This is a genomic window from Shewanella sp. SW1, from assembly GCF_025653545.1.
Lineage (GTDB): Bacteria > Pseudomonadota > Gammaproteobacteria > Enterobacterales > Shewanellaceae > Shewanella > Shewanella oncorhynchi.
Window position 1 is genome coordinate 137,482 of record NZ_JAKKSG010000015.1, and the last position, 14,747, is coordinate 152,228.

Sequence of the window (14,747 nt, forward strand, 5' to 3'; positions counted from 1 at the left end):
TTATCCCGCTGGAAAGCTAAAAAAGGCTATTTTGCCGGAGGTTGAAAACCATAACTGCTCAGAATCGCTTGACCTTTTGTCGATAGAATAAACTCAGCTAACGGCTTAGCGGCAGTATTAGCGCCTTGTAAAACCAGTAAACCATAGTCGGCACCCACGGCGAGTTCCTGCGGTAAGTCGATGATTTGTAAACTCGGCACTTCTTTTTTAGCCAGCACAGCATTAGTGCAATAGGTTAAAAAGATATCCGCTTGCTTGTTTTCCATCACCCAGCCATAGGGATTGCGATCTTTAGGCGGTTTAACGCTCTCAGGACCGCCCGTCAGTTGTAATGCCTTGGTCTCTAACGCGGCTTTCGCATTGGGTTTTACCGCTTCGGCCTTAGCAAAAACGGCCCAGGCATAATCACCCGCAGGGTCGGCTTTCGGGGTTGAGGTGCCGACTTTAATCTTAGGATCTAACAAGGTATCGAGTAAGGTCGCACTCGTCACCTGAACTGTGCCTTGAGCAACAGCGCAGAGTTGATTACGGGCAAACATTTGCACCGCTTCGCCCTGACCCGAATCCACTAATGCCTGTGGATGTTTCATATTCGCCGAGGCAAAGATATCGACTTTTTCACCCTCTTGAATACGTTTTAACAATAAACCTGAGGGCGCATATTGCGCTACAACACTCATTTGCGACTGTGCTTGATAAGCAGCAATAATATCACTCATCGCAGCCTTTAAACTGCCTGCGGCGCGCAGTTCTATCGGCGCGACTCCTGTGGTCACTTCGGCTTTCATCGGCACTCCTTGTACAGCAGTCACCATGATGACAGGACTTAAACTCAAGGCTAGTAACACATTTTTGCTTATCATAGTCATATTCTCCTTTAGGCACTAAAAGTCATTCTTGTGACTTATCCCCATACAGAACGTGAAATCGATAAAGGGATCAAGCTGAACTCATCCCAAGCTAATTAGCAATGATATGTTTGTGGTGCAGGTCACTCAAGGTGCGCTTCACAAAGGACAAATTGTCTAATTGAAGCACGGCAAGCTAATCACTCAATTAGCCCACCACTGAAAACAAAAAAGTCGCCCCAGGCGACTTTTTCAGCGAGAACTTTGTGCTTAGACCAGACTATTTACCCGTTGGTATTAGTACGATCTCAACGCGGCGGTTTTGTGCTCGGCCATTTGCATTGGCATTTGATGCAATAGGACTCGCTTCACCCATACCTTTTGATTTTACACGGGCAGAGGCAACGCCTTTATTCATCAAGTAATTACCCACTTCGCTAGCACGGACCTGTGACAGACGTAAATTGTAAGAGTCTGAACCACTGCTGTCGGTATAACCTAATATGTTGAGCTGCGTTTTGCTGTATTCCTTAGCCACAACCGCCACTGAATTCAGCACGCGTTTAGCACCGTCGCTTAACTCGGTTTGATCTACGCCGAAGGTCACTTCATTAGGCATATTCAAAATGATGTTATCGCCGTTACGGGTCACACTCACGCCCGTTGAGGCTAATTGTTGGCGTAATTTAGTCTCTTGCACATCCATGTAATAACCAATACCACCACCGACTGCAGCGCCCGATGCAGCACCAATTAAGGCACCTTTACCGCGGTCGCTCTTGCTCGAAGATACCACTCCAATTGCGGCACCCGCGACGGCACCAATCAATGCGCCACTGGTCGCTTTAGCGGTTTGTTCTTCGTTTGAATAGGGATTGATTGTTGTACAACCCGATGCAACTAGCGCGGTCGTCAATACCACTATGGCTAACAGGGATGGTTTAGATTGCACTGCCTGAAAACACTTCATCATTTATAACCTCTTTATATGATTGATGACTGTGAATACCGCTCAAAAGGGCAAGAAATATCACGTCCATTAGGTAATACGAATGACCTAGGGATTGCCACAAAGCAGGCAGTATATAAGCAATTGCGCTGGAGACAATCCTTTATCCATCTTCAATTATGCTAATCCAGATTTTAGTCAGCAAAGATACAGATTTCGGGCTTCAATCATGGCTTGTACCAGCCAATTTAATATCAAGTCTATGGCACCGAAATAGTGCACCTTGCACCTTTATTGGCAGCACTAAAAAATAACGCCGTTTTAATCGAAGGCGCAATCCAATGATTTAAAAGGTTAAAATAAAAATTAGAATATTGGCACGAATTTTACATACTACTAAGTGAGTGGACAGTCAGACGCGGTAAACATCGCCGAAAAACTAGAGTCGACTTCAACAGGATTAATCCAAATTAAATGGACCTATCGAGACAGAAAATGGGCTCGAGTATTTAGGGTCATAAAGGAGGAAGTATGAAAACGGTCATGAACTTTATCGCACTATGTCGCCACGAATGGATTTGTCTGCGCCATCTAGGTCTGAGCCAGTGGGATTTAGAACAGCGTCACTATTATCAATAAAAGGCAACGCAAACGGTCATATTTTGGTTCTAAGGCAGTAAAAGAGGGAACGCTCATGGGAATCGCAGAAAATAGTCTCAAGCTACATGTTATCACCGAGGTTAAAGTACAAGGTCGCTTACTGTCGGATGTTGCACGTCAATACGGTTTATCCGCCAAGGCAGTCTACCAATGGGTGCGAGAAAGCGATCTGCAACCCCAGCAAAGAGAATGCGCACTAATGAGTGAGATTGCCCAGCTACAGAAAAAAATTAAACAGCTCAATCAAGAGCTACGCATGATAGGTTAGCCTGTACAACAAGCTAAACGTGCCCGAATAGACAAGGCCGGACGAGATTGCATATCGCCCTGCTGATAACGCTAACGATGTAAAAGATGTGCTAACAACAATAATAACAGCGCCCTTTTTAGTCCGGCCTTGTCGTCCAAATTGATGAACCCAGCGAAGATTGGGAAATAGTATTAACAGCAACAAACGGATAGGGACAATGCAAAAGTTTCGGCAAGACTAGGGAGGGAGTTATCTCCCCCAAGATCAAATATGTGAATTGTGCTCCCCCAAGTCATGAACATATTTCTCTCTCTGGCCTTGTCATTTTATTCACAGGATCAATGATGATCCAGCACTGCAATAAGTGTAGTGCGCCAAGGAAGGCCGTGATTGGTATTACATAGATTGACTGAAGAGTGACCAAGGTTTCGGCAAGGATTGAGGGAGTTATCTTCCCCAAAGATTAAATATGTGAATTGTGCTCCCCCAAGTCATGAACATATTTCTCTCTCAGCTCTTGTCCTTTTATTACACTGTTCGATGATTGCTAGCTTGTTTGTAGCAACAAGGATGGCCCCAGCTTCCATAGGGGATTAAGCCAAGGATTGGCTAACGCAAAAAATTAAATAACAATAATAAAATCAACAATAAAAATAATAATTCACTTAATTTTTAGCATAAAAAAGACGCTACTTTGAGCGTCTTTTTTATGGGTGAAAAACAACGACTGACGATTAATAGTCTTCTTCGTTTGCCTCTTGGATCCGCTGCTTACGCTCTTGTGCCTCTTCAAAGGCTGCTTGGATTTCTTCCAAGACCGCACTAACATCGGCTTCAACCAGCACTTCGGTAAACTCACCCGTTAATGGCGTTTCAGGCTTCAATTCACCGGCTTCAAACAAGGCCCAAATTTCTTTGGCGTATTGTGTTTTTAACAGCTCAGGAGCATACAAACCATAGTATTGAGTCATGTTATTCACATCACGCGCTAACATCCATTTAGCATGGTTATTTGCAGCGGCATCGACGGCCTGAGGTAAGTCGATAATCACTGGCCCTTCACTGTCAACTAACACGTTAAACTCAGACAAGTCACCGTGCACTAACCCCGCACAGAGCATACGTTTGACATAGGTCATCACCAACGCATGATCCTTCAAGGCTTTTTCTGCCGACATACTAACATCGTTTAATCTCGGCGCGACATTGCCCTCGGCATCCGTCACTAACTCCATCAGCAACACGCCATCGAAACAACCATAAGGCGTTGGCACCCGCACACCCGCATTCGCTAAACGGTAAAGTGCTTCAACTTCAGCATTTTGCCAAGCTTCTTCCTGCTGATCGCGGCCAAATTTAGACCCTTTTTCCATCGCGCGCGCGCGACGACTGTTACGGACTTTTCGACCTTCTTGATATAACACAGCTTGCTTAAAACTGCGCTTGTCCGCTTCTTTATAGACTTTGGCACAGCGGATATCATCACCACTGCGTACAACGTACACAGTCGCTTCTTTACCGCTCATTAACTGGCTAATGACCTCATCGACCAGTCCTTCATCAACCAGGGGTTGGATTCGTTTCGGAGTTTTCATAGCGCCCTTATACCTTACTTAGGCATGATATGGAATACTGCGGGCAAATCTTCATACAAAAGCGGTCTCCAGCGGAAGTTTGATGAATATAGTTTAGGATTGTTAAACGAATTTTAAGTAAAAACTAATGCACTTGCGTGTTAAACACAATACCAGATTTACTCAGCGCTTTGGCAAAGAAAGAGACTGAAAATACCACTTTAACTAAAAGAATATTCTTTTATGCTCACCCCAATAAAACCAGACTCAAAACAACAAGCCATATTCCACGGCGAATATGCCAATCCAAGCCAGTTGAAATAATACCCAGAGCTAAATTGGTGCAGGAACTTAACTCAAACAAACAAGGCAATCACACTGCCCACAGTCGCCGCCGCTTTCAATATTTGGCCTGCACTGTAATAAGTGTCGTTTGAACTCTTAACGTCATCTACATCATCCGCACTAGGCTCAGATATTTTACTCCTTGCATTGCCATCAAAACTGACCTCAGCTTTAGGAGCTGCCAGTCCTAATGCACCATAGGTAAAGGATTTAAGTCCGCTTGGCTCGGCGGTATCAAGGGATTGATGAGCCGACTTAACTGCCGGTAATGAAGCTGAATACGCAGATGAAATAAGTGAAATCATAGTGAGCACCAAAGCAGACATTTAAAGTGTTAACCACAAACTAACACAATATCAGCTAGTTATCATGCATTCATCCGCTAAACTGTGATGGATTCTGCCCAACAAAACGCATCTATGACCGTATAAATGGCGGTATATATAGCTAGATCTCCCCCATAAGAGCCTTTATCCTAAACGCCACAACATATAGAGAACTTATCCATGCACTATCCCAGCATTTTCCTCGCACTTTCAGTCCTATCCCTGACTCAATGCAGCAGCTTATCTATTGAAGAATGCGCCAATAGTGATTGGTTTGCCCTTGGGCTTGCCGATGGCAACCGTGGAACAAGTTCTGGGCAATTAAATCAATATCAAAAAGATTGTCGTGAATTTAATCTCAGTGTCGATACCGCGCAGTGGAAACAAGGATACCAGCAAGGGTTAGCCAGTTACTGCGTGCCAGAAAATGGCTACCGCGTAGGCTTAGCGGGAGAAAGTTATTATGGGGTTTGCAGTAATAACCAGTTTGTTGAGCGCTATAACCAAGGCCATCAACAATACCTGACCAACAAACGTTTAACTGAGATTGCCGATCGCTTAAATACCATCGAGAGGGAAATAAGCAGTCTTGATGGCAAGATCAATAATCTCACCGACAAGGCTGACTTATTGAAACAGAAAAACAGCCTACTCAACGAAAAAAACCAACTGTTAGATGAAAGATCTCGCCTACGCAGACCTGATATGCGCTTCGAATTTAGATTTTAAGCCATAAAAAACACTGAACCCAATAAGGACTCAGGGCTTTAGCTTCGCAGCTCGTTATTTTTGCGGTATTCCACTACTTGTAACCTTGAACATTTGACCCAAAGCGACCAATTTAGACTTTCTAAACGCAGGCGAGCGCAGAAAAAACACATAGTAGAGTAGGCTGGCGGACGTCCATGCTATGGCTAAACTCCATAAATCATGACTCAAGAAGTGGGCGCCGCGTAACTCTTGGCCAATGCCAAATACTAGGCCCAAACTCAAACCAAAGATTAATCCAAACTTAGCTAAATGCGGGCGATACTCACGCAGCACGTAATACAAGGCAACCCAAGCAAACCCGCCGCTGGCATGGCCACCCGGGAAACATTGACCAAACTCAGCACTTTTAGGTAAACGAGAAAACAAGGAGGTATGCATCATCTGGCCGCCAAACTCAATCACATCCCACGGGCAGGTCATGTGAGTAATGCTTTTGCCAATTCGGACCAGCAACACACTCGCCAATACGCTACTAAATAGGTAAATCAGGCCCTTACGGTACGGTTTTACCCTGTCACTTCGAAAACTAAAGGCAATGCCGACTACGACACTCACCGCCAGCAAGATGACAAAGTTACGCCCAGTGACATGCAGTAAATCTTCGGTCAACCAATATCCTCTCAATGGCCAAGAGTCGATGCCCCCTTGCCAATGAAATAACAAAGTCGCGACTTTCATATCAGCGTGAGTCCATTCAAGCCCCACTATGATCACTGCAAACACTAAAAGCGGCGTAATTAAATGCCCCTTAGCAAAATCCATAAATGTCATCATAACTTTATCTTTCAGATAGTTATTCACTAATAAATCCAAAAATCAGAACATTTAGTGTTAGAGTACCGTTGAATTCTTACCTAACACTTAAGAGATTTAGCAGCGCAGCATTTAAGATAGAACCGAGATTTTGCAGTAACTAAATTTATCGAAAAGACTCACATCATGAGTAAAAAGACTATAGTTTATGAATAGTATCGCGCCTCTAGGACTGAGCATTCATGCCATACAACCTCGCCATTAACCAGTTTCAAAAAGATCGTTTATTTGCCGACATTGCGATCGACACAGACAAAATCGTTGTTCCCCAAGAAATGGTTGATAACTGGCAACAAACCTTAGATTTGCTCTCTGAATTAGTCGACACCCCCGCCGCTTTGATCATGCGTGTCCATCAAACCGATATTGAGGTCTTTACCTCGAGCCGCACCCAAGGTAATCCCTATAAAAAACATGATAAAGACAGTTTAGGCCACGGACTTTACTGCGAAACAGTGATCAAAGAAGGTAAGGAACTCCACATTCCTAACGCCCTAAAGGATAAAAACTGGGACAAAAATCCTGACATTAAACTCGGCATGATCGCTTACTGTGGTTTACCTTTACGTTGGCCAGATGGCAGTGCCTTTGGCACTATCTGCATGCTCGATAGCCAAGAGCATAATTACCGCCAATCTTTTCGCAGCTTACTCGCTCGGTTTCAAAATGGTATCGAAGCTAACCTAGTCACCCTTTATCAACAGGCTAAGCTACAACTGCACAATCAGCAGCTGGAGCAAAAAGTACAACAGCGCACCCATGAACTCGCCGAACTTAGCGGTAAGCTCATTAAAGAAATCGAAAACCGCACCTCCACCGAAACCTCACTGGAATACCATAAAAGCTACGATCCGCTCACGGGATTACCCAACCGCATCAATTTGATTAATAGTCTGTCGATCATGCTCGAAAAAGTGAATCGCAAAGAAAAGATTTCAGTACTCTATCTTGGGCTGCGTAATTTCAAATCCATCAACGACAGTTATGGTTACCTGATTGGCGATAAAATTCTCACTATTCTCAGCCAACGTTTACAGCACTATACCGATGAAAATACCTTTATCGCCCGCATCGCTGGCGCCGAGTTTGTGATTATTCAAGCCCACAAACCTTCGAATAACGAAACCAATAAACTCATCAATAAAGTGCTTAACTGCTGTAACACGCCCTTTGGTGTGGCTGATTTTGTAATCACGATTCCCTCGAGCATGGGCATAGCACAAGCGCCTATGGATGGTATCGATGCCGCCATCCTGCTGCAAAAAGCCGGAGCGGCCATGACGATCAGCAAGGCTGATGGCTCAACTCACAGCTTCTTTAATCAAGATACACAAGCCGCTTTAAACCTACGCTATCAACTGGAATCCCATTTGGTCGATGCGCTGAACAAGAACGAATTAAGCCTGCATTACCAACCCTTTATTAACTTAAAGACGAAGCAAGTGATTGGTGCCGAAGCCCTGCTGCGCTGGCATAATCCCATCCTTGGCAATGTCGCCCCAGACAGATTCATCGCCTTAGCTGAACGTAATGGCCAGATTATCGATATTGGTAATTTTGTATTGCATACCGCGCTGTCTCAGGCGGCAAAATGGTGTCGCGAGGTAGGCCAAGAGTTTAAAATCGCCATCAATATTTCCCCTTTGCAAATGCGCAATCCCCGCTTTAGCGAACACATAGCCGACTTACTCACCCTCTATCAATTACCCCCCACCGCCTTAGAACTTGAAATTACCGAAGGCATGCTGATGCAAGATGAACACATTGCCCACAATGCTATCCAAAAACTACAAGAACTCGGTATCCGCATCTCCCTAGATGATTTTGGCACAGGCTACTCATCCTTAAGTTATCTACAAAAATACTCTTTCGACACCTTAAAAATCGATCGCTGCTTTATTAGTAAACTCGAAGAAAACGAACAAAATAGAGAGTTAACCAAGGCAATTATTGCCATTGGTAAGAAACTGGACTTGGAAGTGATCGCCGAAGGCGTAGAAACCCTAGAACAAGATGCCTTTATTCGTCACGAGGAATGCGACTTAGGCCAAGGCTACCTCTACGGTAAACCCATTACCGCAACACAGTTTGAGCAGGCATTTATCCATAAAAAAGAGCATTAAGTTCATCCTTAATGCTCTTTTTTATTTCGCGAATTAAAACCGACTGAATAATGCTACGTGAATAGTCATTTCCACAGAATGTTATAACTCACATTTGGATAGAAGTCCGCTAGAAATAAATTCTAATCGGGCTTATTTCAGATAAGTATTTATATTTAAAACTTCTAAAGATGTAGCCAATTTTTATTGGCCACTACACTCATAACCATATCTCGAACATGCAATGGACTTGGCGAATAACTGTGGTCGTTTCGAGTGGAGTAGGTGTCTTCTGTAATTTTAGAGTTATTCCGGTGCTGACACCACTAGAGTGTCATCTATCGTTAAAAATGATTAATTATAAGCTGATTTAATTTTTTAGGAGTGAAAAAATAACATACTCACTCTGCAATTCAGCCTCTTTTATTTTTTCATCCATGAAAGCTAGTAATCCAGGATAATGCTGTCTACGTCTAAAATAACTCTGAAACAATTTTACAACGGAGTCTTTGGTTAACTTTTCTTGCTGCATAGCAATTCCTGCCAAGTAACTTTTTAGCATTAATATATCAAGTATTAGAAACTTAAAATACTCAGTTGGTCGCTTGCCTAAGTGAGCCATAAATTGGTCGTTATAAATACTATATAACAAAAAGTTATTTAAAAGATGAGGATATTCTGCTAAATGCTCATCTATTATTTTTTGTGAGATTTTTAATATTTCAGTGTAGGCATGATGCTCTCGATTTGGATTGGCGACTATGAAAATATTATCATTGTTACTGGAGGCCTCATTAGTGTTGAGGCTTCTCATTAGCATCTGTTGGCATTCGATGAAATCATCAAACTTTTTAATATTGCATGTGGGGATCTCTTTATTTTTATATATATGGGTAACGAAAAATGAATCTTGAGTTGCAAAGAAATGCCACTTTATAGCCGATACTGAAGGCAGTGCTTGAAAATGCTCAAGCAAAGTACCATCACTAATCATGATATTAAAGTTCTCAGCAAGTTCTGACAAACGAGTGATATTATTTAAATGAGAATCAGACTGTTTTAAAAATAAGCCAATTATAAATAGTTGTTGTTCAAAGTTGAGTTCAGAATTTAAAGCAATACTAAAGCAAAAATCACGAATAAATGCTAAATACGCAGGTAGATTAGCAGCAGTTAAACCACGGATATTGCCATGACTTAATTCATTTTGGTATTGAGTTACAGTTGATATCATCATGGCTTCAGGATCATATAAGACATTTTTAACGACTTCAGGGCAAGAAATCGCCATACTCATCTCAGCTTGTTCGCCAAACCAACGAGGTGTACGCGGATAATCTTGGCATACATGTGGTAGTAGTTTTGGACCACATTTTTTATGTATATTGCATAAGTTTTTTTCATCTAAAACAGGGCAATCACCATTGTTGGACATTTTTATACTGGCGTAATCTTTTTCTGATTTTCTAGTTAGCTTGAAGGTTGAAGAAGCAAGTTGACGAATTACAATATCACCGTGCTTTTTTAAGGTTTTATAAGTCTGTTTGTCTACTTCTACTGTCCAAGTATTACAGCAATGAGCAGTACAATCACTGCCAATACAGGCGAAGTCACTAGCAAATTTCGGTGTCATTACTTCCAATTTTTTTTTATTCATAGTGTTAATAAATTCCTGTATGACGTTATCTTTAGACTTGCATGCAAGTTTGCTTACAAAAGGGAGTGATACATTAGCTTTTTAGGACGAATTATATATTGAGAACTTACCTAAGATTAGCATTGTTGCACCAGTAACTTTCTAAAATATGGAAGATTAAAGCAGCGACCATCAACGGATAGTCGCGGCTTTAAATCTCACTCATAGGAATAGGGAAACGAGACTAGTCTGCTTTAATGACAGCTTGTGTCAGTATTTCTTGGTCATTCTTAAACACCACTAGCTCGCCTAGAGGACTATCGCTGCCGCCTAAGACGGTGACATAACAATGATACTGGTATGGGCCGCTGCGAAATTGATATGAATGATTCCCGCCGCTGCCATCAAAAACGAGTTTGCCTTTATTCAGCACTAAATCTGGCTTTTCACTCAAAGCCTTACCCTTTGCCCATGCGGCATAACGGTATTGGCTGTTCCCCATATCATCGACACGAATAGTAAACTTGGCGGTCTCCCAAGATAACGCTGGGCTGACAAACTCACTCACACTCGGATGTAATGCCGTTTGTTGCTTAGCAATAAGCTCTGCTTTCAGTTTTGCCTCTACCGGTGTTTGATAGTTAATGGCGATGATCTTGCCATCAAAGTCCAGCCACACAACACCGCTACCGAGCATAATGCCGCGCCAGCCCATCGTCTGCCAATCGGCTTCAATCTTAGAATGGGCGATCTGCTCAAGCAGCTTAGGATCAAAAACCTGATCGAAACGTGCGATCATTTCCTGAGTATTTTGAATCGCGGGGATCGGATATTCACGTTTAAGCGGGTAAGCCACACGCTTAGCAAGCGCCTCAAGATCATTGGCCTTGGCGGCGACGATAAGCCCCTGCACCAGAGGGATATATTCCTGTGGCATGGCTTCATCAGCGGCGTTTGCATTGATGCTTAAACCCATAACGCTGAATATTAACGCCGCAGAAAACGCGATATTCATCAGTGTAACTTGGCTGAAAACAGCTAATTTGCTTCCCTTGAGTCGTGAGGCGAATGGCATCTTTATCCCTTACTCCAAATGTCTCTGCTGAGACTAAAGGCCAAGAATACCATAAGTGCCTCAGACTAAAACCTAAGGTGATTTACACTGCGCCTGACTAAGCGGTTAATAATAGGTTTGAGTAAATCGCCAAGGCTACCGACATAAAGATAACACCAATAACCGCATCGATAACCGGTGTTAGTCGCTGCAATTTAAGTTGCACCTGCGCCTTTGACAACATTACCGCTAAAAAGCCAAACCATGCCAATGACAAAGACAACAACAAAATAGCAGAAGCGATTTTAGTGCTCGTTGTAACACTTGGGGTAATCAAGGCCGAAAACAGGGTTAAGAAAAACACTAATGCTTTCGGATTCAATAGATTAGTATAAAGCCCAGTCAAAAAACCTTGCCTGCGTGACATAGCGCCACCTAAGCCACCAGCAACAGACTCCACACCTTCAACGTCACCAGCGCTAATGACAGCATCATCATTTGTCCCTGCATGGACTCTGGCACTCATTTTACGTTTAGCGAGTATCGCAAGACCGGCACGCAGGGCACCAAACCCCATCCAAGCGAGGTAAGAAGCGCCCACAATTTGCACTAAGAGATACAGGGTGTGCGAACTCTTAATGAGTAGACTCACACCGGTCAGACTCAAAATCGTATGAGCTAAAATGGCTATTGAAATCCCCACAGCGGCGGCAACCGCAGTGCTTCTGGACTGCTGAGTCGCAATCTTCACCATAATGGCAAAATCGGGTCCGGGACTGATTAAAGCAACAGCATGGATTACAGCCAAGGTAAGTAATAAAGATAAATCCATAGATATGCGGCTCCACAAAAAAGGTTAATAACGATAACTGAGGCAGCCAGTATGGCAATTTGTCGCAGCGCTGAATTGTAATAAATTGCACTATTTCAGTGTTTTTTAAAATCAGCGGCAGTTGAAAGACGGGGGAAATTAGAGCATACGCCGCTGAAATTGCACTGGCGATAATAGGAATGCCTGCTTAAAAGCTTTGTTTAAATGACTTTGATCGAAAAATCCGAACTGCTGCGCCACATCCGCCACTAAAGCGCCATGACTTAAGGACTTTTTCGCCAACTCTAAACGCACCCGCTTGAGATAAGCATGGGGAGTCATCCCTGTTGCCTGTTTAAATTGCCGTAAAAACTGAAACTTACTTAAATTCACTTCATTGGCTAAGGTTTCAAGTTGAGTATTATGCCAAGGCTCATCGTGAATTCGCTGTTTCACTAAGCTCACCTGCAACTTAGATAACCCCTGCGGTTGATTCGGTTTAGATAGGCAAGATGAAATACCGCTCGGGTAACGCTCCAGCAGCAGATGAATAAAATTCAGTAAGTGGGACTCACCCGCAAGCGCACTGCATTGGCCTTGAATTAATAGCTCGTGTAGCTGAATAAAATATTGATAAAGCGTAGGGTCATCCACCATAGGCGCGCTGAAAAAGTGCTCCTTCAAACCCAGTTCTTGGCTGACTTCATTCATATATTCCACAGGGATCGACATCACTTTCACCCGATAACCGTCGGCATCGCGGCTCTGACCATCGTGGGTTTCGTCGGGATTTAAGGTCGATAAACTATGCTGACCAAGCTGATAACTGCTGCCCTTATTCACAAACTGCTGCGCACCTTGAGTGACTACGCCTAAGTGGTAATCCAGATGCACATGTTTATCAAAACTGAAATGCGTAAATTCCGCCTGACTCAGTTCTATGCCTGATAAGCTAGGATGACGCCAATAATTAATGTTTTCAATGGGTATTGCAGTACTCATAACTCGCGGCGATTACCTATAGCATCAGCTGTAAAACAGGGGGGAAACTCAGATCGACTCGTCATCATTCTAGCCTCCATTGTCAGCGCGGGAATAGTAAATTATTGCAGCCACATAGTTTGAAGCAATTTGGGCTTAGATTAGTGCTTAAATTTGGGCTTAGATTAGTGCTTAAATTAGCGCTTAAATGAGTGCTGCAGAAAAAAGCGCCCAACTATCTGGACGCTTAATTGAGATACATTTTTGCTCGGCGACATACGTAATAACCTTCGATATCGCCTTAACAGATGAATATCACTAGAAATGATAACTCACGCTGACTCTCACCATTCGTGGCTCAACAGGATGATAATGCTGATCTTCAACCCCTTCGGCTGCTTCGCCGGGCAAACGAGAGGCATAAAAATAATCTATGTCGTGATCTTTACTATCAAACACATTGAGCAGCTCAAGCTTAGTATCGAAGCGGCGGAACTCGTATCCTAATGCGAGGTTAACTAATGTGGTCGCATCAGCCTTGTGGTCATTAAAGCTGTCGAGCACCCGCTCGCCAAGGTGCCGCACGCGTACACTCGAATACAGGCCATCGCCGTCGGGTCGATAGGTGATGCCCGCACTGGCAACAAAGGGAACCGCGCCATCGATATACTTGCCCTCTTCAAATTCATTTTCAGTAAATCTGGCGTTAGTCCACGCTAATTCCATATCGATACTGATTGCCTCATTCAACCAATAATAAGCCGTTAATTCAGCACCATAACGTTCAGATGCACGACTCGGCTCAGTGTTACCCGCATCGCCCACAAATACTAATTCTGAATCTAGTTGCAGATACCAGATCGCAGCAGAGAAATTAATAAAGTCTCTGTCATAGTATTTCACCCCAAATTCGCCGCCATTTGAGCGCACGAGCAAATCGACTTTTTCGACCTCATCGCCACTCACGGGGTCAACCTTAATCGTCGCACCGCGGGCATCGTTCGAATGCAGCCCTTGGCCTGCATTAACATACAACTCAAGATTATCGCTCCACAAATAAGAAGCACCGGCTTTGAGGCTGAACATACCATCGGACGCATCGCCACTGTTAAGCGGATTATCACTGTCGACCTGCACATCAAAATAATCGTAACGCAGCCCAAGATTAAAACGCCATTGATCAGCTGGCAGCCACTCAACTTTGCCAAAGATACCACTCGACAACTCTTGCACTTCATCTAGCCTTACCGTATTCAGCCGTTGTCGCGCCTGAGTGTTATACAAACCCACTGCGCCAATATCGTCATAACGCACATCGCCGCCCACACTGTAATTCAGTTGAGTGCCACCAAACGAAGTTTGCCAATCACGCTTAAGATCCAGGGGCTGATTACACTTTTTGACCAGTTCCAAAAATAATCTCTTCTCTGAAGTCATCACTCCAACATGCTCGATTAAATTTTTGAGTTTGGCTGGTTTTAGCTGGGTGTAATTTCACCAGATTTAAGGCCCAGCGGCGTAAAATGGCCAAGATACTGGCGCCATCTTCATCATACATTTTCTGCTTATCTTCTTGAAATAGCTTATCTAAAAGCCAATGTTGATTATTTTCAGTTTGCCAATGAGC

The 14,747-nt window shown here is 43.5% G+C and carries 13 protein-coding genes and 1 pseudogene; 3 read left to right on the top strand and 11 right to left on the bottom strand.

The features are described 5' to 3' along the window. Positions 1–26 precede the first annotated feature (26 nt). Together L5M71_RS14800 and L5M71_RS14805 are read right to left on the bottom strand one after the other, a co-directional pair. Positions 27–863, bottom strand: a complete 837-nt coding sequence (locus L5M71_RS14800) for a molybdate ABC transporter substrate-binding protein (RefSeq protein ID WP_263208413.1) — start codon at positions 861–863, stop codon at positions 27–29. 265 nt (positions 864–1,128) lie between these two features. After that, complete coding sequence (locus L5M71_RS14805) at positions 1,129–1,818, bottom strand: OmpA family protein (RefSeq protein WP_173497922.1); 690 nt, start codon at positions 1,816–1,818, stop codon at positions 1,129–1,131. Positions 1,819–2,491: 673 nt separating this feature from the next. Between L5M71_RS14805 and L5M71_RS14810 the strand changes: the two genes are divergently transcribed. Further along, entirely contained in the window at positions 2,492–2,725 is a 234-nt protein-coding gene (locus L5M71_RS14810) for a transposase (RefSeq protein ID WP_263208415.1), read from the top strand. A 716-nt stretch (positions 2,726–3,441) separates the two neighbouring features. Here the strand turns inward: L5M71_RS14810 and L5M71_RS14815 are convergent. Together L5M71_RS14815 and L5M71_RS14820 are read right to left on the bottom strand one after the other, a co-directional pair. Then, complete coding sequence (locus tag L5M71_RS14815) at positions 3,442–4,302, bottom strand: PA4780 family RIO1-like protein kinase (protein ID WP_028759534.1); 861 nt, start codon at positions 4,300–4,302, stop codon at positions 3,442–3,444. A 335-nt stretch (positions 4,303–4,637) separates the two neighbouring features. After that, positions 4,638–4,952: a hypothetical protein gene (locus tag L5M71_RS14820; protein ID WP_219250597.1), complete on the bottom strand. Its 315-nt coding sequence runs from the start codon at positions 4,950–4,952 to the stop codon at positions 4,638–4,640. Positions 4,953–5,132: 180 nt separating this feature from the next. Here L5M71_RS14820 and L5M71_RS14825 point away from each other — a divergent pair, with 180 nt between their 5' ends. Next, positions 5,133–5,681, top strand: coding sequence for a DUF2799 domain-containing protein (locus L5M71_RS14825; protein ID WP_113939984.1), 549 nt, complete (start codon positions 5,133–5,135; stop codon positions 5,679–5,681). 54 nt (positions 5,682–5,735) lie between these two features. On the opposite strand, the gene L5M71_RS14830 is transcribed toward L5M71_RS14825, so the two are convergent. Further along, positions 5,736–6,494, bottom strand: a complete 759-nt coding sequence (locus L5M71_RS14830) for a phosphatase PAP2 family protein (protein ID WP_263208431.1) — start codon at positions 6,492–6,494, stop codon at positions 5,736–5,738. Positions 6,495–6,718: 224 nt separating this feature from the next. Here L5M71_RS14830 and L5M71_RS14835 point away from each other — a divergent pair, with 224 nt between their 5' ends. Next, positions 6,719–8,659, top strand: coding sequence for a GGDEF and EAL domain-containing protein (locus L5M71_RS14835; protein WP_263208417.1), 1,941 nt, complete (start codon positions 6,719–6,721; stop codon positions 8,657–8,659). Positions 8,660–9,008: 349 nt separating this feature from the next. On the opposite strand, the gene fliB is transcribed toward L5M71_RS14835, so the two are convergent. The 6 genes and pseudogenes from fliB to L5M71_RS14865 form a co-directional block, all read right to left on the bottom strand. Next, positions 9,009–10,295 (bottom strand): flagellin lysine-N-methylase, encoded by a 1,287-nt coding sequence (fliB, locus tag L5M71_RS14840; protein WP_263208419.1) that lies wholly within the window; start codon positions 10,293–10,295, stop codon positions 9,009–9,011. A gap of 223 nt (positions 10,296–10,518) precedes the next feature. After that, positions 10,519–11,349 carry a hypothetical protein gene (locus tag L5M71_RS14845; RefSeq protein WP_263208421.1) on the bottom strand — a complete coding sequence of 277 codons (831 nt, stop codon included), beginning with the start codon at positions 11,347–11,349 and terminating at the stop codon, positions 10,519–10,521. Between the two features lie 97 nt (positions 11,350–11,446). After that, complete coding sequence (locus tag L5M71_RS14850) at positions 11,447–12,160, bottom strand: LysE family translocator (protein WP_263208423.1); 714 nt, start codon at positions 12,158–12,160, stop codon at positions 11,447–11,449. A gap of 138 nt (positions 12,161–12,298) precedes the next feature. Continuing rightward, positions 12,299–13,141 (bottom strand): AraC family transcriptional regulator, encoded by an 843-nt coding sequence (locus L5M71_RS14855; protein WP_263208426.1) that lies wholly within the window; start codon positions 13,139–13,141, stop codon positions 12,299–12,301. Positions 13,142–13,438: 297 nt separating this feature from the next. Then, complete coding sequence (locus L5M71_RS14860; protein ID WP_263208429.1) at positions 13,439–14,533, bottom strand: TonB-dependent receptor; 1,095 nt, start codon at positions 14,531–14,533, stop codon at positions 13,439–13,441. Beyond that, positions 14,511–14,747, bottom strand: a pseudogene (locus L5M71_RS14865) (ISAs1 family transposase); the annotation flags it as partial. The gene L5M71_RS14860 and the pseudogene L5M71_RS14865, both read right to left, overlap by 23 nt.